Source organism: Vreelandella sp. 2A-K22, assembly GCF_054065485.1.
In genome coordinates, this window is sequence record NZ_JBSUGC010000009.1 from 1 (window position 1) to 19,255 (window position 19,255).

General features: G+C 56.6%; 16 protein-coding genes. 10 read left to right on the forward strand and 6 right to left on the reverse strand.

Annotated features, from left to right (window positions below):
- Positions 1-345 precede the first annotated feature (345 nt).
- From ACW17M_RS13170 to ACW17M_RS13185, 4 genes are all read right to left on the reverse strand, one after another.
- A complete protein-coding gene (locus tag ACW17M_RS13170) occupies positions 346-1,137 on the reverse strand; it encodes a sulfite exporter TauE/SafE family protein (protein ID WP_457547597.1) in 792 nt (263 codons plus the stop codon).
- Between the two features lie 54 nt (positions 1,138-1,191).
- Positions 1,192-1,998 carry a 5-deoxy-glucuronate isomerase gene (gene iolB / locus ACW17M_RS13175; RefSeq protein WP_457547598.1) on the reverse strand — a complete coding sequence of 269 codons (807 nt, stop codon included), beginning with the start codon at positions 1,996-1,998 and terminating at the stop codon, positions 1,192-1,194.
- Between the two features lie 86 nt (positions 1,999-2,084).
- A complete protein-coding gene (gene iolG / locus ACW17M_RS13180) occupies positions 2,085-3,080 on the reverse strand; it encodes an inositol 2-dehydrogenase (protein ID WP_457547599.1) in 996 nt (331 codons plus the stop codon).
- Between the two features lie 43 nt (positions 3,081-3,123).
- A complete protein-coding gene (locus ACW17M_RS13185; RefSeq protein ID WP_190374469.1) occupies positions 3,124-3,987 on the reverse strand; it encodes a MurR/RpiR family transcriptional regulator in 864 nt (287 codons plus the stop codon).
- Between the two features lie 238 nt (positions 3,988-4,225).
- Here ACW17M_RS13185 and ACW17M_RS13190 point away from each other — a divergent pair, with 238 nt between their 5' ends.
- The 9 genes from ACW17M_RS13190 (at position 4,226) to ACW17M_RS13230 (ending at position 15,649) form a co-directional block, all read left to right on the forward strand.
- On the forward strand, positions 4,226-5,176 hold the full coding sequence (locus ACW17M_RS13190; RefSeq protein WP_138799222.1) for a sugar ABC transporter substrate-binding protein: 951 nt from the start codon (positions 4,226-4,228) through the stop codon (positions 5,174-5,176).
- Positions 5,177-5,233: 57 nt separating this feature from the next.
- Positions 5,234-6,364, forward strand: coding sequence for an ABC transporter permease (locus tag ACW17M_RS13195; protein WP_009285992.1), 1,131 nt, complete (start codon positions 5,234-5,236; stop codon positions 6,362-6,364).
- Between the two features lies 1 nt (position 6,365).
- Complete coding sequence (locus ACW17M_RS13200; protein WP_457547600.1) at positions 6,366-7,256, forward strand: ATP-binding cassette domain-containing protein; 891 nt, start codon at positions 6,366-6,368, stop codon at positions 7,254-7,256.
- Positions 7,257-7,265: 9 nt separating this feature from the next.
- Positions 7,266-8,063 (forward strand): TIM barrel protein, encoded by a 798-nt coding sequence (locus ACW17M_RS13205; protein ID WP_457547601.1) that lies wholly within the window; start codon positions 7,266-7,268, stop codon positions 8,061-8,063.
- A gap of 100 nt (positions 8,064-8,163) precedes the next feature.
- Positions 8,164-10,122: a bifunctional 5-dehydro-2-deoxygluconokinase/5-dehydro-2-deoxyphosphogluconate aldolase gene (locus ACW17M_RS13210; RefSeq protein WP_457547602.1), complete on the forward strand. Its 1,959-nt coding sequence runs from the start codon at positions 8,164-8,166 to the stop codon at positions 10,120-10,122.
- Between the two features lies 1 nt (position 10,123).
- Complete coding sequence (gene iolD, locus ACW17M_RS13215; RefSeq protein ID WP_457547603.1) at positions 10,124-11,971, forward strand: 3D-(3,5/4)-trihydroxycyclohexane-1,2-dione acylhydrolase (decyclizing); 1,848 nt, start codon at positions 10,124-10,126, stop codon at positions 11,969-11,971.
- Between the two features lie 31 nt (positions 11,972-12,002).
- Positions 12,003-12,905 (forward strand): myo-inosose-2 dehydratase, encoded by a 903-nt coding sequence (gene iolE / locus ACW17M_RS13220; protein WP_230803299.1) that lies wholly within the window; start codon positions 12,003-12,005, stop codon positions 12,903-12,905.
- 41 nt (positions 12,906-12,946) lie between these two features.
- Entirely contained in the window at positions 12,947-14,449 is a 1,503-nt protein-coding gene (locus ACW17M_RS13225) for a CoA-acylating methylmalonate-semialdehyde dehydrogenase (protein ID WP_230803301.1), read from the forward strand.
- 75 nt (positions 14,450-14,524) lie between these two features.
- The gene (locus tag ACW17M_RS13230; RefSeq protein ID WP_457547604.1) at positions 14,525-15,649 is read left to right on the forward strand and encodes a Gfo/Idh/MocA family protein; all 1,125 of its coding nucleotides are present in this window, start codon (positions 14,525-14,527) and stop codon (positions 15,647-15,649) included.
- A gap of 64 nt (positions 15,650-15,713) precedes the next feature.
- On the opposite strand, the gene mgtE is transcribed toward ACW17M_RS13230, so the two are convergent.
- Positions 15,714-17,069, reverse strand: a complete 1,356-nt coding sequence (gene mgtE / locus ACW17M_RS13235; protein WP_230803305.1) for a magnesium transporter — start codon at positions 17,067-17,069, stop codon at positions 15,714-15,716.
- Positions 17,070-17,458: 389 nt separating this feature from the next.
- Positions 17,459-18,475: a 1-aminocyclopropane-1-carboxylate deaminase gene (locus ACW17M_RS13240; protein WP_230803307.1), complete on the reverse strand. Its 1,017-nt coding sequence runs from the start codon at positions 18,473-18,475 to the stop codon at positions 17,459-17,461.
- A 203-nt stretch (positions 18,476-18,678) separates the two neighbouring features.
- Here ACW17M_RS13240 and ACW17M_RS13245 point away from each other — a divergent pair, with 203 nt between their 5' ends.
- Positions 18,679-19,185, forward strand: a complete 507-nt coding sequence (locus ACW17M_RS13245) for an Lrp/AsnC family transcriptional regulator (RefSeq protein ID WP_427769521.1) — start codon at positions 18,679-18,681, stop codon at positions 19,183-19,185.
- Positions 19,186-19,255: the final 70 nt, after the last annotated feature.

A 19,255-nucleotide genomic window follows, 5' to 3' on the forward strand; every position in this document is an offset into this window, starting at 1 on the left:
ACAGGTCGTGGGTGCGGCTGGCAAACTCAACCGAGAGCGAAAACGGCTCAGACAGCGCCTCACGATGGGTAAAGCGCACCACGGCGGTGTCATCGGCCCCGGGTAGGGTCAGGGTAAATTGCAGGCCCGTTTTGTCCGCCATCGCTCCGCTCCTTGGATCAAGTAAATGAGAAACGATCAGGGTAGCGGGCCGGGGCCAGAGAGCAAGGCCTGGAAGGCAAGTGACAGGGATCTCTTACACGTTTGTAAGAGATCTCTTACAAAATTTTAAGCGATGTCTTACAGCTTAAACGCTTAAAGGATGATTGTATGAAAAATGAGCTGCACTCTGTACTGAATGCCGCCCTATTTCAGCGCCTGCCAAATCAGATTAAAACCGACTAAAAACATGGCAAAAATCACCAATCGGTAAAACAGTGCTTCGTTGACGCGGCTTTGTAGCCACAAGCCGTTGCGTACACCGATCCAGGCGATGGGCACTAGCAGTAGTGATGCCCAGGCGCTGGTAACGTTGATTTCGCCAAGCCACATATAGGGCGCTAGCTTGATCACGTTGACTACGGCAAAGGTCACTGCACAGGTGGCAATAAACGTCTCTTTCGATAGTTTGCGCGGCAGTAGGTAAACGTTGAGCGGCGGCGCGCCCGCATGAGCCATAAAGCTGGTAAAGCCGCAGACGCTTGCCGCTGGCAATGCCCAGCGGGTGGAGATCGGTTTCTTGGCAACGGGCTTAAGCAACATGTAAGTGGCGAACAGCAGGGTGATCACGCCGAGAGTCAGGCGTAAGCCCTGTTCACTCAAACTGCCAAACAGTAGCGTCCCTACCGTCACGCCGATAAATAACCCTGGCACAAAGCGCCAGACCTCAGTGGCGTCCTGCTTGCCCCACCATGCTTTCACCGCAAACACGTCCATCACCAGCAGTAGCGGCAGTAGTAAGCCCGCTGCCTGGGCGGGGCTGATCGCCAGCGCCATTAGCGGTACCGAGAGCGTGCCAAAACCACCCGCAAAGCCACCTTTTGAAACGCCGGTCAGGTAAACGGAAAACGCAATTAACAACCAGGCGATGACGGAGTAGTCGGGGAGCATTGAGGCCTCTGGATACGCAAAAAAATGAACCACAAAAAAGCCCCGCATTAGCGGGGCTCATTAGCATAACATTAGATAAACGTTAGCGGGCGAAGTGTCGATCTATCCAGCGTTCATCAGCCATTCGTGGTCGGGGTCGTTGTGAAATTTCCATGCCCGCTTGGGCCCCGCCATCACATTTAAGTAGTAGAGCGAGTAGCCATGGGAGGCGCCCACCGGGTGGTAACCCTTGGGAACCAACACACAGCAGCCGTTTTCCACCGCCATGGTTTCATCAAGGCTGCGGTCATCGGTGTAAACGCGCTGGAAGGCGAACCCTTGTTCAGGGTTAATGCGGTGGTAGTAGGTCTCTTCCAGCAGCGACTCGTGGGGTAAGTTATCCACATCGTGTTTGTGGGGCGGGTAGCTCGACCAGTTACCCCCAGGTGTGAATACTTCGACTACTAATAGGCTATCGGCGGGCTCGGTTTCCGGCAGAATATCGTGAACATGGCGGGTGTTGGTGCCCTGGCCACGGGTGCTTTGCTTGATGTTGTCAGGCGCGATGAGCCGTGGGGCATGGTTGCCATGCCCAGGGGCGGCGCACACCGCTAGCTCTAAGTCTGTGGTCGCTTCCACCGCGTAGCTAACATGGTCAGGCAGGTAAACCGCATAGGGCGGGATCTGTTCAAAGATATCCATGCGCTGGCCGATATCTTCAAAGCGGTGCTCGCCGCAGGTTACCGTGGCGCGACCGGTGAGCAGCACCAGGCAGATTTCCTGATCATCGCTGCTGACCTCCAGGCGTTGGCCCTTGGCGAGTTTATGCACCCGAAAGCCGACATGCTGCCAGCCAGCCGATTCAGGGGTCACGTCAATCACGGTGCCTTGGGCATCTGGGGCGGTGGGGCGTACCATTAGGGAAGCCATATGTCGCTCCTTCTGATGGCTAGCTGCTATGTTGGCAGCTAGCCGTTTACGATATGAAGGGTCTCCACAGACCCGTTTGCGTCTAATTAGACCGAGGCGTCAAGCAGAATTTTGCGACCTTCCCGCAATGAACGCTCCGCTGCATCGGCTAAGCGCAACGCCTCTAGGCCATCCTGGGCACCGGCGAGTGGCGCACGTTTCTCTTTCCAAGCGGCGACAAAATCACCAATTTCAAGTTGATAGGCCTGGGCATAACGCTCTAGGAAGAACCACTTGGGTTTGTCTTCCACTTGGCCTGCTTCACCGGTGAAGCGCAGCCGGGTGTCGCTCTCATTTTGGGCCTGCAGCATGCCTTGGCTGCCAAAGGCTTCGATACGCTGATCGTAGCCGTAGCAAGCGCGCCTTGAGTTGCTGATCTGGCACAGTTTTCCACTGGCTGTGGTAAGGGTGACCATGGCGGTATCCACATCACCTGCTTCACCAATGGCTGGGTCGATAATGCTACTGCCGACGGCAAAAACACTTTCGATGGATTCATCAAGTAGCCAGCGCGCCATGTCCAGATCGTGAATCATCATGTCCCTGAACAGGCCGCCGGACTCAGCCACATACTCAGCGGGCGGGGGAGAGGGGTCGCGGCTAATAATCGTCAGCGTTTCAAGTGCGCCAATACGCCCTTCGGTAATCGCTTTTTTCAGTGCCGAAAACTGAGGATCGTGGCGGCGGTTAAAGCCTAACGCGCAGGTCACCGGATGTTCGCTAAGCACTTGAAGGGCATCGCGAGTGCGGGCTAAATCCAGGGCGATGGGTTTTTCGCACAGAATCGCCTTGCCCGCGCGGGCGGCACGCTCCAGATACTCCGCATGGGTGGGCGTGCTTGAAGCAATCAGTACGGCGTCAATGGTGTCATCCGCGAAGATTTCATCCACAGAGGCCGCTCGGCTGGCGTACTGCTCGGCCAACGCTTCTGCGGCCGGCTGATGAAAATCGGCCACGGCGGCCAGGGTAACGTTTGGGTGTGAATAAATGGCCTGGGCATGCACCTTGCCGATGCGTCCTGCGCCGATGAGTGCGAGTTTCATAAGCTCTCCTATTTTGTTTTTGCTGTTGGCTTGCTTTTGGTGTTTAGGCCTTACGTTTTTTGTCACGGCCCTTTTCTTTGTCGCGTGTTTTGTCTTGCCGCACGCCCAGGGCAATTGCCAAGGTCTGGGTCAAGCAGAGCGACGCGGTCAAACTGCGGAAACTTTTTACTTCAGCTTCGTTGACAACGAAGACGACATCCGCGAAACGGGCCAGCGGGCTGAGGTTCGAATCGGTAATCACTACAATAGGTAGACCGCGCTGGTGGGCGTCTTCGCAGGCTTTTTGGCTCTCTTCGGCATAGGGAGAAAAGCTAATCGTTAGCAGAGCGTCGTGTTGGCTCATGGCGCGCAGCTGCTCGCCGTACATCCCGCCCAAACCATTGACCAGCAGCGCAGGTTTATCCACATGCGCCAGGGCATAGGTCATGTAGCTCGCTACCATAAAGCTTCGCCGTGCCCCCATCACATGAATCGCATGGGCCTTTTCAAAAATATCCAGCGCCTTCTCTAGGCTCTCGGGATCGATACGGCTGGGAAGCTGCTCCAAAACAGCGCGATTAGCATCGGCGAACTCCCACAACAGCTGGGTGCTGTCGGGTGTTTCCCCGGTGGCGCTACGTACTGCGCGAATCCGTTCTGTGTAGTTAGGCAATTCATCGACTAGGCGGCTGCGAAACAGCTGCTGCATTTCGGAAAAACCCTTAAAGCCCAAGCTATTGGCCAAGCGGATTAAGGTGGATGGAGTGACATCTGCCTGCTCAGCAATTTTGGCCACGGTTGCCAGAGCAACCTCCTGAGGGTGGTCAAGCACAAAACGCGCGGTTTGCTGCAAACGTTTGCTTAGCGTGGCGTACTCGGCGGTGATCAGCGTTTCCAGCTCGCGGTAGCTTTGTGGGGGCTGCGGCATACAAATTCCTTAGCGTTAACTTATGTACCACTCATTTACTCATGCATAACTGGGCTGTAGCACTGAGCAAAGTGGCAGATTGTTATGCAGTCTAGTTGATTGAAATAAATATTCCATTTATACCAAAGTATGGAATAAATAATTTGCAATAATTGCTATTTGGAATCTATATTTCATAGCGCCAAGGCATTTAATGCCACTTCCCTACCAACAACGATAACGTTATGAGGAATTATTTATGGCACGTCTATCTCAATGGCTTCTAGCCTCTGCCGCCACCACGGCATTAATGGCGGGTGCCGCACAAGCACAAGAACCGGAACAAGAAGCGAGCCGTTTCGTCATGGTGACCCATGGTGTTCCCTCTGATCCTTTCTGGTCAGTGGTGAAAAACGGCGCAGAGGCAGCCGCTGATCTCGTAGGCGCAGAGCTGGAGTACCGTGCACCATCGACCTTTGATATGGCCAAGATGCAGCAACTCGTACAGGCCGCGGTGGCATCGGATCCGGATGGCTTGATCCTCTCTTTTACTGACGAAAATGCCCTGGGCGGCGCTGTCCAAAATGCTGTCGATAACGGCATCCCAGTGATCACCATTAACTCCGGTGGCGACGTGGCGAGGGATTATGGTGCCCGGCTGCACGTCGGGCAGAGTGAATACGAGGCGGGCAAACAGGCCGCCGAGCGCATGCAGGAACTGGGCGTTGAGAAAGGCGTCTGCGTTAACCATGAGCAAGGCAACCAGGGACTTGATCAGCGCTGTGATGGCTTTGTCGAGGGTTTCGACGGCAATGCCGAGCAGCTAGCGACCACCTATGACCCTACCAACATTCGCAATGCCATTGTCGCTTACCTCAACGAGAACAGTGACGTGCGTGGAGTGCTTACCTTGGGTGCATTGGCCGCTGATCCAATGATTCGAGCCATGCGTGAGCAGGGGGCAACCGATATGTTCACCCTCGGTACCTTTGATCTTTCACCCGGCATTTTGGAAGCCTTGGATGCGGGTGAGCTGGACTTCGCGATCGACCAACAGCAGTACATGCAAGGCTACTTGCCCGTCATGTTCCTCGATCAGTTCGTCAAGAACGGACTGCTACCCGCAGGGGATGTTGCCACCGGCCCAGGGTTTGTCACTCAAGAAAACGCTGCACAGGTCATTGAGCTGAGTAGCCAGGGCATCCGTTGATAACTACCTAATCGGAAAAAGGCTCGGCGCGGTGTCGAGCCTTGGGGGTCGATCGCCATGAATTCTACTGAAACGAAACAGTCGGTTGCGCCAGCAACCGCTCCTCAAGATGAGCGTATCCAGAGAGTCTCTTTCTGGAAGAAGGCGCTTAATCGCCCGGAGCTGGGGGCGCTGGCCGGTGCCGTGTTGGTGCTTGCCTTCTTTATCGCTGCTTCCAGCGGCACCGGGATGTTTACCCCAGCGGGTATTATTAATTTTCTTGAAGTCGCCGCTCAGCTCGGCATTATCGCCACGGCGGCTGCGTTGCTGATGATCGGCGGAGAGTTTGATCTTTCGATAGGTTCGATGATTGGCTTGGCAGGCATTCTGATTGCCATCCCTGCGGTGGAGTATGGCTGGCCGCTGTGGGCCGCAATTTTATTGGCGTTCGCCTGCGCGGGTCTGGTGGGCTGGATTAACGGTAATCTGGTCAATAAAACGGGGTTGCCGTCATTTATCGTTACCCTGGGCTTCCTGTTCATTCTGCGTGGTTTGGCTATCGGTACTAGCCGGTTGTTGACGGGACGTACTCAGGTGGGTGGAGTGCAGGATCATATCCCCGGAGATTGGTTCGCGGCGCTTTTCTCTGGAGAAGTCGCTACGGGACTATTTAGCTGGATGGCGGCAAATGGCTGGATGGCGACCAACTTTGCGGGCAACCCCACGGTCACCGGTATCCCTGTCTCGATTGTCTGGTGGCTGGGCTTAACCGCTGTAGCGACCTGGGTGCTGCTGTGCACGCCTTACGGCAACTGGATCTTCGCCAGCGGTGGCGATGCCAATGCGGCGCGTAATTCGGGCGTCCCCGTCCATCGCGTCAAGATTTCACTGTTCATGTTCACCGCTTTCTCAGCCACCATCTTTGCCTGCATACAGGTCATGGATACCGGTTCGGCGGACACCATTCGCGGCCTGTTAAAAGAGCTGGAGGCCATTATCGCAGTGGTCATTGGCGGCGCTTTGCTGACCGGCGGCTATGGATCTGCCATTGGTGCGGCCCTCGGTGCGCTGATTTTCGGCATGGTGCAGATGGGGATCTTCTACACCGGTGTTAACACCGACTGGTTCCAGGTCTTCCTGGGTGTGATGTTGCTGGTGGCGGTGCTATTCAACAATTACATGCGCAAAAAGGCGATGGAGGCTAAATAACATGACTACACGCACTCCAATGATTGAAATGCGCAGTGTCAGCAAACACTTCGGCAGCGTCATCGCCATCAGTGATATCTCGATGCAGGTCTATTCCGGTGAAGTTATGTGCCTGCTGGGGGATAACGGTGCCGGCAAGTCAACGTTGATTAAAACCCTTTCCGGTGTTCACCAGCCCACCCATGGCGAGATGCTACTGGATGGCAAGCCCGCTCGTTTCAAGTCCCCGGCTTACGCGCTCGACGCCGGTATCGCGACCGTTTTTCAGGATCTGGCCATGGTGCCGTTGATGTCGATTACCCGTAACTTCTTTATGGGCCGCGAACCGACGGTGGGCTGGGGGCCTTTAAAGCGGATTGATTGGAAATATGCCGACCGGGTTGCCAAAGAGGAAATGGCTAAAATCGGTATCGATGTGCGCGACCCTAGTCAGCCGGTGGGCACGCTTTCTGGTGGGGAACGCCAGTGTGTGGCGATTGCCCGTGCCGTCTATTTTGGCGCCAAAGTGCTGATTCTTGATGAGCCCACCTCAGCGCTGGGGGTCAAGCAGGCCTCCGTCGTACTGCGCTACATTGCCAAAGCCCGCGCGGATGGGCTTGCGGTCATCTTTATTACCCACAATGTTCACCATGCTTACCCAGTGGCCGATGCGTTCACCCTATTGTCACGCGGCGGCAGTTTGGGCTCCTTCCGCAAAGAGGAAGTCAGCCGCGAAGAAGTGCTCAATATGATGGCGGGTGGCGCTGAGCTTGAAAGCCTGGATGCAGAGCTTGCGGAATTCCAGCGTGACGATAAAGCCAAGAAGGCCAACTTAGCCGAACAAGACACTCAACCATCGGATGAAACAAGCAGCACTGAACCCCCTTCACCGCGAACGGCGAGCGGCTATTAAGGAGCCATGATGAATAAACCTACCCCATCATCCCCGTTCACGCTGGCCGTTTGCGCTGAAATGGTGTTCCGCCACTTGCCCGTGTTGGAGCGTGTTAAGCGTATTTCTGAGCTGGGTTTTCAGGTCGAAATCTGGGACTGGACTAAGCACGATATCGAGGCACTGGCCAATAGCGGGGCGACGTTTTCATCCATGACCGGCTATGTCACCGGCACCCTGGCGGATGCCGCCGGTGCAGATGAACTGCTACGCACCGCTGCTGAGTCGGTTGAGGTGGCCAAACGACTGGGTATTCCACGTCTCAACCTGCACGGCACAGGGTTGGATGGCGAAGGTCTTCCCGTGAAACCCTGCCAACAGATGACCGGCGCGATGTGGTTAAAAGCACGCGACACCCTCAATCGGCTGGCGGATCTGGGCGAGCAGAACGACGTCACCTTTGTGCTTGAAAACCTCAATACCGACGTTGATCACCCAGGTGTGCCGTTTGCGCGCTTGGAAGATGTTCTAGCGCTGGTGGAAAGTGTTGGTCGGCCCAGCTTGCGCATTATGTTGGACGTTTATCACGCCCAAATTGGCGAAGGTAATTTGATTGAATTGATTCGCCGCTGTGGGCCCTACATAGGTGAAGTGCAGGTGGCTGATGTGCCAGGACGCTGCGAACCCGGAACCGGCGAGATTAACTATCCGGCCATTGCCAATGCGCTTAACGACATGGGCTACCGCGGCACCATAGGGCTGGAAGGCTGGGCCTCTGGGGATGACGACCTCGCGCTCGACCGATTCCGTGCCGCCTTCACACTTTAATCCACGGTTGATAAGCCTTATCGATTGCCAGCCAAGACGCTTTTATGCCCAGTGCCATCCTATGACTAGTACCACGAATTTGTGACGTGGGGAGACATTTATGCTGAATAACAATAGTCAACACCGACCGCTTGACCTGATTTGTCTTGGACGCGTGGCGGTCGATCTTTACGCCGAGCAGATTGGCAGCCGTTTAGAAGACGTGGCCAGCTTTGCCAAGTACCTAGGAGGGAGCTCGGGTAATATGGCCTACGGCACTGCGCGCCTAGGATTAAAATCCGCCATGCTCTCGCGAGTTGGCGACGAGCAGATGGGCAACTTCGTGCGCGAAGAGCTGGAGCGGGTGGGCGTGGATACCTCCGCGCTTCAAACCGACCCCGAGCGCCACACCGGCCTGGTTCTGCTGGCTTTAAAAGACCGTGAAAGCTTCCCGCTGCTATTTTACCGCCGCGACTGTGCTGATATGGCCATCGACGCCGAGGCCATCGACCCTGAATTTATCGCACGGGCCAAGGCGCTGGCGATTACCGGCACCCATCTTTCTACCGATACCACCCGCCGGGCGTGCCGCAAGGCACTGGACGCCGCCGCCCATTATGGCGTGAAGCGGGTGCTGGACATCGACTATCGCCCCGTACTATGGGGGCTGACCAATCCCGGCGATGGTGAAACCCGTTTTATCGCCGATGAAAAAGTCACTACAGATCTTCAACGCTGGTTGCCGGACTTTGACCTGATTGTAGGTACCGAAGAGGAGTTTCATATTGCCGGCGGCAGCACGGATACCTTAGCGGCCCTGCGCGCGGTACGTGAGGTTAGCGAAGCTACCCTGGTATGCAAGCTGGGGCCCATGGGCTGTGTGGTGTTCGAAGGCGCCATTCCTGACCGTATTGAAGACGGTATTTTAGTTAAGGGCGTACAGGTCGAGGTGCTCAATGTGCTGGGTGCCGGGGATGCCTTTATGAGTGGCTTGCTACGAGGCTGGCTGCGCAATGAACCCTGGCAAACCAGCGCGGGTTACGCCAATGCCTGTGGTGCACTGGTGGTCTCCCGCCACGGCTGTGCGCCGGCCATGCCCACCGAAGACGAGTTGTTTGATTATCTGGCGCGCCGCGACGAGGTTTCCCGTCCGGATATCGATCAACGCCTGAACCATTTACACCGCGTCACTACCCGAGTGCCCGTTCAGTGGCCCGAAGTATTGGGGTTGGCATTTGACCACCGCCGCCAGCTCACCGATATGGCACGCGAAGAGTATGCCGACAGTGCGCGACTGCCCAAGCTTAAGAAGCTGTTGGTTTCGGCTGCGGAAGAGGGGGCCAAACTGGGCGGTATTTCCACGCCCGCAATCCTGGTAGACGATGTGCTGGGTCAGGACGCGCTCAATCAAGCCAGTGGAAAAGGCTGGTGGATTGGTCGACCGGTGGAGCTTCCTGGCTCACGACCTTTGCGCTTCCAGCATGGCGATGATTTAGGTGCCTGCCTGCGCAACTGGCCTAGAGAGCAGATCATTAAATGTCTGGTGTTCTATCATCCCGACGATGAACTCTCGCTGCGCCTGGAGCAGGAGGAGCGTCTGCGTCAGCTCTACCAGGCGGCCTGTGCTTATGGGCTGGAGCTGCTGATTGAAGTCATTCCGCCCGCCGACATGCCCAATGACGATACCACGTTGCCGCGCAGCCTTCAGCGGCTCTACAACCTGGGCATTCGCCCAGACTGGTGGAAACTACCTGCCATGTCAGACGCTGCCTGGCAGGCGGTTGGCGACACCATTGAGCGGGAAGATACCTACTGCCGTGGGGTTGTGCTGCTTGGGCTAGACGCCCCCATGGACGACATGAAACGCGGTTTCGAAGCAGCGGCCAATCATGCCTGCTGTAAGGGTTTCACCGTTGGGCGCACGTTATTTGCCAGCGCGAGTCGTGATTGGCTAGCCGGGCGTATCGACGATGCCCGCTTGGTAGAGCGGGTCGCCCAGAACTATGCCGAGCTGATAAAGGCGTGGCGGCAACTAAGGCAGGCGGAGCCGCAAACGCAGGCCCACACGGAGGAGGCGTAAAATGAGCACCATTCGACTCACCATGGCCCAGGCGTTGGTCAAGTACCTTGCTGCACAACGTATAGAGGTGGATGGCCAAGAAGTGGCGCTGTTTGAAGGCGTGTTTGCGATTTTTGGTCATGGCAATGTGGCCGGAATGGGGGAAGCGCTTTACCACGTGCAAGACACGCTGCCCACCTTTCGCGCCCACAACGAACAGTCCATGGCCCACGCGGCGATTGCCTTTGCCAAAGCCAATAATCGCCAGTGCTTAATGGCCGCGACTAGCTCGATTGGCCCAGGGGCGACCAATATGGTCACCGCCGCGGCGCTCGCCCACGCCAACCGCTTGCCGATCCTGCTGCTGCCGGGGGACACCTTTGCCACCCGCGAACCCGATCCGGTACTCCAGCAGGTGGAGCATTTTGGTGACCCGACCATTACCGTCAACGACTGTTTTCGCCCGGTGTCGCGCTACTTCGACCGCATTAGTCGCCCCGAGCAGTTGCTGACCAGCCTGCCCCAGGCGATTGCCACCCTGCTTGATCCCGAGCACTGCGGCCCGGCGACCCTGGCGCTGCCCCAGGATGTGCAAACCTTTGCCTACGATTACCCGGAAGCCTTTTTTGCCCCCAGGGTACATCGCATTCGCCGCTCGCCACCGGATGCTTACGAGCTTCGTCAAGCCATCGCCGCGCTACAACAGGCTAAACGCCCGCTGATTATCGCCGGTGGCGGTGTACATTACGCCGCTGCCTGCGATGCCCTGGCAGAGTTTGCTAAAGCGCGGAGCATCCCGGTAGCCGAAACCCAGGCCGGCAAAGGCGCGTTGGCCGATAGCCACCCTTGCGCAGTGGGTGCCATTGGGGTGACCGGCAGTGCAGCTGCTAACCAGTTGGCGGAGCAGGCGGATGTCATTCTGGCGGTAGGCACGCGGTTGCAGGACTTTACCACCGGCTCCCGAGCGCTGTTTGAAGGTAGCGAAAAAACGCTGATTGCCCTCAACGTTGGCCGCTTCGACAGCCTGAAGCATCAAGCGCTGCCGCTAAGCTGCGACGCCTTGGTCGGGCTGGGGCAACTCGACGCAGCGCTGGGCGAATGGCGCGGCAGCGATGAATGGCGCGAACAAACCGGAACGCTCAAACACGAATGGGCCGAAATAGTGCGCAACGTGACCGCCGACCAAGGGCTGGCGCTGCCCACCGATGCCCAGGTGATCGGCGCCGTCAATCGCCAGGCTGGCAACGATACCACTGTGGTATGCGCGGCCGGTGGCTTGCCCGGCGAGCTGCATAAACTCTGGCAATGCTCGGGCCCCGGCAGCTACCACGTGGAGTATGGCTTCTCCTGCATGGGCTATGAAATAGCAGGCGGGCTGGGCGTCAAGATGGCCAAGCCTGACAACGAGGTAGTGGTGATGGTCGGCGACGGCAGCTACCTGATGCATAACTCAGAGCTGGCGACCTCGGTGATGCTGGGACACAAGCTGATTGTGGTCGTGTTGGATAACCGCGGCTATGGCTGTATCAACCGCCTGCAGCAGGCCACCGGCGGGGCGGGGTTCAACAACCTGCTGGAAGATTGCCGCGCTGTCGAGGCGGGCGCTCCGAAAACCGATTTTGCCGCCCATGCCAAATCTCTGGGCTGTGAGTCTGAATCGGTGACCGGTATTGCGGAATTGGGGCAGGCGCTGGTGCGTGCTCGCAGCGCCACCTCGACCTATGTGATTGCCCTGGACACCGACCCGTTACCCAGCACCCAAGAAGGCGGCGCCTGGTGGGAGGTGGCCGTGCCCGAGGTTTCCGAGCGTGAAGCGGTCAATAAAGCCTATCAAGGGTACCGCGAAGCCAAGCAGCGCCAACGCCATTAATACCAACAAACATAATCACAAGGAATACGCTATGCCAACGGTTACTTTAGGCATCAATCCGCTCACCTGGACCAACGACGACTTGCCCAGCCTAGGCGGCGCAACACCGCTGGAAACCTGCTTGCAAGAGGGCCGCGAAGCGGGGTTTAGCGGCTTTGAATTAGGTAACAAGTTTCCCCGCACGCCTGACGCCTTGAACCAGGTGCTTAGCGCCCACGACCTGGCGCTTGTGTCGGGCTGGTACTCCGCGCAGCTGTTGGTGCGAACTCCTGAAGAAGAGATTGATGCCATTCAGGATCACATGAACCTGCTCAAACAGTGCGGTGCCAAGGTGATGGTGCTGTGTGAAGTTACCCACTGTGTACACGGCGATCAGGAGCGCCCGCTCTCCCAGCGCCCGCATCTCTCCGAGCAAGAGTGGCAGCGCCTGCTGCATGGCCTGGAGGTGGTGGGTGACTACCTGAAATCCCAGGGCATTCAGCTTGTGTATCACCATCACCTGGGCACGGTGATCGAAAGCCAGGCCGACGTTGAACGCTTGATGGACAACACCGGCGAAAGCGTGGGTTTGCTGCTTGATTTTGGTCATCTATGCGGCGCTGGCGGTGATCCGCTCGCCATCGCCAAACGCTACAGCCAGCGTATCCATCATGTGCACTGCAAAGATCTGCGCTTCCCAGTGCTGGACGCGGTACGCAACCGCGACAAAAGCTTTTTAAACGGCGTGTTAGACGGCCTGTTTACGGTGCCGGGGGATGGCAATGTGGACTTTCTACCCGCCTTAACCCACCTGTGCGAACAGGGCTACCAGGGGTGGTTAGTGGTTGAAGCCGAACAAGACCCGGAAGTCGCCCATCCGCGGACCTATGCCCGCCTGGGTTTCCGCAACTTACGCCAACTTGCCGAGCAGGCAGGTTTTGACGTTGCCAGCTAAACATAAACAGCGCCAGTGACGCCTTTTAATCAGGAGCTTGTATGAAGACGCTATCCCACTATCTCAATGGTCAGTTCTCTGCTGGTCAGAGCCAGCGCACTTCGCCGGTTTACAACCCGGCCACCGGTGAACAGTGCGCCCAGGTGGCGCTGGCCAGTGCCGACGAGACCCGTGATGCAGTGCGCATCGCCGATGAGGCCTTCGCCAGCTGGTCAAAAACCTCGCCGCTGAAGCGCGCGCGTATTCTGTTCAAGTTCAAGGCGCTGGTCGAGGAGCACACCGATGAACTGGCGCGCCTGATCTCCAGCGAACACGGCAAGGTGTTTTCAGACGCCAAAGGCGAAGTGACCCGCGGTCTGGAAGTGGTCGAGTTTGCCTGTGGCATTCCCCACCTGCAGAAGGGCGAGCACTCCATGAACGTCGGCACCGGGGTGGATAGTTACTCGATGATGCAGCCGCTGGGCGTGTGCGCAGGTATCTCGCCGTTCAACTTCCCCGCCATGGTGCCCATGTGGATGTTCCCCATCGCCCTGGCCTGCGGCAATACCTTCGTCATGAAGCCTTCAGAAAAAGATCCCTCCACGCCGCTGCGCCTAGCCGAGCTGCTTAAAGAAGCGGGCCTGCCGGATGGCGTCTTTAATGTCGTCAATGGCGATAAAGAAGCGGTGGATGTGCTGCTTACCGATGAGCGTGTTCAGGCGGTGAGCTTTGTGGGCTCTACCCCAATCGCCGAGTACATCTACGCTACCGCATCCAAGCATGGCAAGCGTGTTCAGGCATTGGGCGGGGCAAAAAATCATATGGTAATCATGCCCGATGCGGATCTCGACCAAGCCGTGGGTGCCCTGATGGGTGCGGCCTATGGTTCGGCAGGCGAGCGCTGCATGGCGATTTCGGTGGCGGTGCCCGTGGGTGAAGAAACCGCCAACCGCCTGCGTGGAAAACTGGTGGCCGAACTGGAGAAACTGACGGTCGGGCCTGGTCTGGTCGATGGCCCGGATAACGATATGGGGCCGCTGATCACCCGCGAGCATCTTGAGAAAGTGGCGGGCTATATCCAAACCGGCGTGGATGAAGGCGCAGAACTCGTGGTAGACGGTCGCCAGACCACGGTTGATGGCGCAGGCGATGGCTACTTTATCGGCGGTAGCCTGTTTGACCATGTGACGCCCAGCATGCGTATTCACTCTGAGGAGATCTTTGGCCCAGTGCTGGCGATTGCTCGCGTGGCGAGCTTCGACGAAGCGGTCACTATGATCAACGCCCATGAATACGGTAATGGCACGGCGATCTTTACCCGCGATGGCGATGCTGCACGCCAGTACTGTGAGCAGATTCAGGTCGGCATGGTCGGCGTTAACGTACCAATTCCGGTGCCTATGGCGTTCCATAGCTTCGGCGGTTGGAAGCGCTCGCTGTTTGGTCCGCTGCATATGCATGGCCCAGACGGTGTACGTTTCTATACCCGTATGAAAACCATCACCCAGCGCTGGCCCAGCGGCATTCGTGAAGAGACCAACCACTTCACCATGCCGACCATGTAAGCAGTCTACGGGGCACGACATCATTCAACGCCGGGCCCAGCCCGGCGTTATTGTTTTCAAACAGGGATAACCACAATGAAAACCCTCAAGATTGGCCTAATCGGCACCGGTTTTATGGGCAAAGCCCACGCCATTGCCTTTAATGCGGCGTCCAGCGTTTTTGAACTGCCCGCCAAGCCTGTTTGCGAACTGCTGGCGGATGTCGACCTCGCCACGGCAGAGAGCCGAGCGCGGGCCTGGGGATTTGCCCGCGCCACCGACGACTGGCGTGCCCTGGTGGCCGACAGTGACGTGGATGTGGTGGATATCTGCGTGCCCAATTTCCTGCATAAAGAGATGGCGTTAGCCGCCATTGCGGCGGGCAAGCATGTTTACGCTGAAAAACCGCTGGCGCTGAGTACGGCAGACGCTGACGAGATGGTCGCCGCGGCTGAAAAGGCGGGTGTCAAAACCCTGGTGGGCTTTAACTACATTCGCAATTCCGCCACCCAGCTGGCCCGCCAGATTGTTGCCAGCGGCGACATCGGAGAGCTGATCCACTTTCGTGGTCGGCACAACGAGGATTACCTGCTCGACCTGGAAAAGCCCCACGATTGGCATACCAAGCGAGCGACCGCAGGCGCCGGTGCGTTAGGCGATGTGGGCTCGCATATTCTCAATATGGCCGAGTTTTTAACCGGGCAGCGCATTACTGAGGTTTGCGGCCAGCTACAAACCGTCATTGCCATGCGTCCCAATGCTAACGGTAGCGGGATGGCTGCGGTGGAAAACGACGATCAAGCCCAGGCCATGCTGCGGTTTGACCAGGGGTTAATCGGTAATATCGAAACCTCCCGGGTGGCGGCTGGCCGCAAAATGGGCTTGGCCTACACGCTAACGGGCACCAAAGGCGCCATTGTGTTTGATCAGGAACGCATGAGCGAACTGCAGCTATATCGCCACGGCGATGCCCACGGCAGGCGTGGCTTCACCACCCTGTTAGCGGGCCCCGAACATCCCGACTATGCCGCCTTCAGCCCCGCGCCAGGGCACGGTCTGGGCTATAACGATCAGAAGATTATCGAGGTGCGCGATCTGGTGGAAGGCATCATCAACGACCGTCCCCTCTATCCAGACTTCCGCGAAGCCGCGCGGGTTAATCGGCTTATTGAGGCCATCGAAGCGTCAGATCGGATGGGGCAGTGGGTGACGGTATCGTAGTTGCTTCTGCCTTGAGCGCCTGGGCTTTTCAATAAACGCCCAGGCGCCTGCCGGGAGGAAAAAGTTACAGAATAATCAGCGTCGCGAGCCCAAGGAATGATAAAAAGCCAACCACATCGGTCACGGTCGTCAAGATCACCGCACCGGATAACGCAGGATCGATCTGGAGCTTTTTCAACACCATGGGGATGAGTACGCCGGATAAGTTGGCGAGACTCATATTGATAAATATAGCCAGGGTGATCACCAGCGTGATCATGGCGTCGCCAAACCAGATATGGGAAATCAAGCCGACCACTAATGCCCAAACCAGGCCGTTACTCATCCCCACCCACATCTCTTTATTGTATAGCCAGCGAACGTTGTTGCCCGCAAGTTGGCCTAGCGCCAGGCCGCGTATAACCACGGTGAGGGTTTGACTACCCGCAATACCCCCCATGCTCGCTACCACCGGCATCAAAATGGCCAGCGCTACAATTTGATCTAATGCCGCTTCGAATTGCCCGATAACGAAGGCGGCTAAAAAAGCCGTTAACAGATTAATACCCAGCCAAATGCCACGACTTTTTGCACTACGTAAAACGGGCGTGAAGACTTCCTCCTCGTTACTGACGCCGGACATATGCTTTAACGTCATGTCAGCGTCGTCTTGGGTGATTTCAAGTACGTCGGCGGCGTTTAGCTGGCCTACCAATAACCCATTGCTATCGCACACGGGCACAAAGTGTAGCTCTTTAGAGCGCAATAACGCCGCTGCATCACTGACTTTCATTTGATCATTTAGGGTGAAAAAGTCATCCATATAATCATCAACCACGGCATCTTGCGGCTGTTTGATTAAATCAATCAGGGTCAAAGTGCCGAGTAAGCGTTTGTCTTTATCCGTAATCATGATCTGCTGCGACTCATCGTCGAGAAGATGGTGGATGCGGATATAGCGCTGCACGGCCTCTAACGACACGCCCTGTTTTACATTGACTGTCTCGGGATCCATGTAACGGCCAACCACGTCATCTTCATAGGCGTGAAGATTCTCAACCTGGGCGCGGATCTCTTGCTCTAGGCTGGCGTAAACGCTGGTTTTTATGGCTTCATCGGCAACATCTAAAACTTCAGCAACTTCTTGAGCATCCAAGCCTTTAACAATTTCCTCTACATCGCTGGCCGATAAGTCTTCGATGTAGTCAGCACGGATGTCTTCGTCAACTTCAGCGAGAACCTCGCCGATTAAATCGTCGGGAACATACTCCCAAAGAAAATCTCGCGTTTTGGCCGGGAAGGATTCCAGTGTTCGCGCAATGTCTAAAATATCGAGTTCAGAGAAATGCGCTTTTAGTGCCGCTGCGTCTGGGTCATCTAGCAGGTTTTGAAGGTAGAGAAGCTGCTCTTCGGAATTGGTGTACTTTTCATCATCGCGCATAGAGTCCGTCCTTGTTGGAAGCTAAGTGTTGAAGAGGTGCAAACTCCTGGCGGCTCGCTTTATGAATGTTATAGACAGGTATGGTTGAACGCCACGCGAACACCCTAGGCTATGCGCTGCTGGGCAAAACGGGCGGTATGTCGGTGTTAGTCATCTCATCATCGGCGCCGGCCCAGGTCGGCGTGCCGTGGGTGAAATCCAGCGGCGCTGGGTACTGGACAAGTTCGTCAAGGGTGAGGGAGGTGTGCGGGAAGCGTTGAAGACATGGCGTATCCGTGAACATCTTATACGCCAAGACTAAAGGGTGTGCTTTATTTGTACAGCAGTAACCGTCTGACCGACGTCATTGAGGCGCTGTATCAGACGGTTTGAGGCAGGTATTTTATTCCTTATCCATTTCTAAACAGGAAACTATAGGCATTTAACGCAGGTACGCCGCCTAGGTGGGCGTAGAGTACTTTGGAGCCGGGCGGGAATTCGCCGTTGCGCACCATGTCGATCATGCCGTGCATGGATTTACCTTCGTAAACCGGGTCGGTAAGCACACCCTCCAGACGGGCACAGAGGCGAATGGCTTCCAGCGTGCCTTCGTTGGGCAGGCCATACTCGGGGCCGCCGTAGCGGGTATCCAAAATGACATCGTCAGCGCTAATACCGCCTTCCAACTCCACCAGCTCGGCCGTATTGCGCGCGATGCGCAGGATTTGTTCACGGGTTTGCTCAGGCTTGGCAGAGGCGTCAATGCCAATCACTCTCTGGGCACGGCCATCAGCGGCAAACCCCACCACCATGCCCGCCTGGGTGCTGCCGGTGACCGAGCACACCACGATATAGTCAAACGTAAAGCCCAGCTCTTTCTCCTGCTGACGCACCTCTTCAGCAAAGCCTACAAAGCCTAAGCCGCCGTATGGGTGCTCGGAGCAGCCAGCGGGAATCGGGAAGGGCTTACCGCCCCGCTGGCGAACATCCTCCATCGCCTGTTCCCAGCTGGGGCGAATGCCGATATCGAACCCCGCGTCATCCATGCGCACATCGGCGCCCATGATGCGCGACATCTCGATATTGCCCACTCGGTCATACACTGCATCGGAGTAGTTAACCCAGTTCTCCTGAACAAGCACGCACTGCATACCCAGGTGAGCGGCCACCGCGGCCACTTGGCGGGTCTGGTTGGATTGAATACCGCCAATCGATACCAGCGTATCGCAGCCCTGTTCCAGTGCCTGAGGAATCAAGTACTCCAGCTTGCGGGTCTTGTTGCCACCAAAGGCCAAGCCGCTATTGCAGTCTTCACGCTTAGCGTAGAGCTCTACGTCGCCGCCTAAATGTTCGCTTAGCCGCTTGAGCGGCGTAATCGGAGAGGGGCCAAAGGTGAGTGGGTAACGTGGGAAGCGTTCGAGGTTCATAGCAATCTCCAGATTTAAATCATTGGGTGCGATATAGGGCGGCTAAGGTTGTTGTGAACAATTGGCGTGATCTCTGCTATTTATAGTAAGTGTTAGCTATTTTTTTTGTGTTGCAAAGTTAGTTGGTTTGAGACAATAAAAGATGGTAAAAAATGATATATAAGGGTTTAAGTGGTGTTTATTGGTAAATCAGGTAAATAATAGTGCGCGCAAAAATCTCCCGTTCACGCCCTGAGCCTGATGATCAGGCGGCTGAACTAGACCGAACCGATCGGCGTATTCTCAAACTGCTCCAGGACGACGCGACGCTATCCAATGTTGCGCTGGCAGAGCAGGTGAGCTTGAGCCCGGCGGCGTGCTTACGCAGGGTGGAAAGGCTCAAGCGGGATGGGGTAATCAGCAGAGTGGTGGCGCATTTAGACCCGGAGCAGCTACAAGCGGGGATGGTGGTGTTGATTGGCGTGGTGCTGGATCGCTCGACGCCGGAATCCTTCGCCTCCTTTGAAGAGGCGGCCCAGAAGGTTTCTGGCTGTATGGAGTGTCACGTAGTAACGGGGGAGTTTGATTATTTTATGCTGGTACGCACCCGGGACAGCCAAAGCTTCAACAGGCTGCACGCTGAACAACTGCTCTACCTGCCCGGCGTGCGTCAGATCCGCTCGTTTATGGGACTGCGTCAGGTGGTCTCTACCCATAAGGTGCTGGTTTAAGCGTGTCGGAGTTACGCTCAAATAATCCTGATCCGTCGTCGTGGGTGTGGATAACGGTATTGCTATGATC

Bases quoted from the DNA above. Each gene is read 5' to 3' on its own strand.
- ACW17M_RS13170 (WP_457547597.1), bottom strand. From the start codon at position 1,137: ATGCGGGGCTTTTTTGTGGTTCATTTTTTTGCGTATCCAGAGGCCTCA.
- iolB (WP_457547598.1), bottom strand. From the start codon at position 1,998: ATGGCTTCCCTAATGGTACGCCCCACCGCCCCAGATGCCCAAGGCACC.
- iolG (WP_457547599.1), bottom strand. From the start codon at position 3,080: ATGAAACTCGCACTCATCGGCGCAGGACGCATCGGCAAGGTGCATGCC.
- ACW17M_RS13185 (WP_190374469.1), bottom strand. From the start codon at position 3,987: ATGCCGCAGCCCCCACAAAGCTACCGCGAGCTGGAAACGCTGATCACC.
- ACW17M_RS13190 (WP_138799222.1), top strand. From the start codon at position 4,226: ATGGCACGTCTATCTCAATGGCTTCTAGCCTCTGCCGCCACCACGGCA.
- ACW17M_RS13195 (WP_009285992.1), top strand. From the start codon at position 5,234: ATGAATTCTACTGAAACGAAACAGTCGGTTGCGCCAGCAACCGCTCCT.
- ACW17M_RS13200 (WP_457547600.1), top strand. From the start codon at position 6,366: ATGACTACACGCACTCCAATGATTGAAATGCGCAGTGTCAGCAAACAC.
- ACW17M_RS13205 (WP_457547601.1), top strand. From the start codon at position 7,266: ATGAATAAACCTACCCCATCATCCCCGTTCACGCTGGCCGTTTGCGCT.
- ACW17M_RS13210 (WP_457547602.1), top strand. From the start codon at position 8,164: ATGCTGAATAACAATAGTCAACACCGACCGCTTGACCTGATTTGTCTT.
- iolD (WP_457547603.1), top strand. From the start codon at position 10,124: ATGAGCACCATTCGACTCACCATGGCCCAGGCGTTGGTCAAGTACCTT.
- iolE (WP_230803299.1), top strand. From the start codon at position 12,003: ATGCCAACGGTTACTTTAGGCATCAATCCGCTCACCTGGACCAACGAC.
- ACW17M_RS13225 (WP_230803301.1), top strand. From the start codon at position 12,947: ATGAAGACGCTATCCCACTATCTCAATGGTCAGTTCTCTGCTGGTCAG.
- ACW17M_RS13230 (WP_457547604.1), top strand. From the start codon at position 14,525: ATGAAAACCCTCAAGATTGGCCTAATCGGCACCGGTTTTATGGGCAAA.
- mgtE (WP_230803305.1), bottom strand. From the start codon at position 17,069: ATGCGCGATGATGAAAAGTACACCAATTCCGAAGAGCAGCTTCTCTAC.
- ACW17M_RS13240 (WP_230803307.1), bottom strand. From the start codon at position 18,475: ATGAACCTCGAACGCTTCCCACGTTACCCACTCACCTTTGGCCCCTCT.